This is a genomic window from Micromonospora sp. DT62 (assembly GCF_049847285.1).
GTDB classification, from domain to species: domain Bacteria; phylum Actinomycetota; class Actinomycetes; order Mycobacteriales; family Micromonosporaceae; genus Micromonospora; species Micromonospora reichwaldensis.
In genome coordinates this window covers 1-269 of the sequence record NZ_JBNCOB010000079.1, presented here as the reverse complement: position 1 = coordinate 269, position 269 = coordinate 1, and the positions used below count along the sequence as shown (strand labels likewise).

At 67.7% G+C, this 269-nt stretch carries 1 pseudogene; it reads right to left on the bottom strand.

The annotated features are described in order from the left end of the window. A pseudogene (locus tag ACPXCB_RS31595) lies at positions 1-269 on the bottom strand (hypothetical protein); the annotation flags it as partial.

Sequence of the window (269 nt, the reverse complement as noted above, 5' to 3'; positions counted from 1 at the left end):
CCGTCGACCTGCTTGAGGCCCTTGAGGAACGCCGTGGTGGAGTACTCGGGGTCGGTGATCTGCTCGATGGTGCCCCACCCGCTGGAGGGGCGCTGCTGGAACAGGCCCTGCGAGTCGTGGTCGTTGCGGTCACCGAGGTGTCCCAGGTTCTCCAGCTTCGACTCCTGCAGGGCGGTGGCGATCGACACGACGGCGGCGCGCTCGTCCATGCCGGCCTTCTTCGTCGCGGCGATGATCGCCTTGACGTTGGCGACCTGCTCGTCGGACAG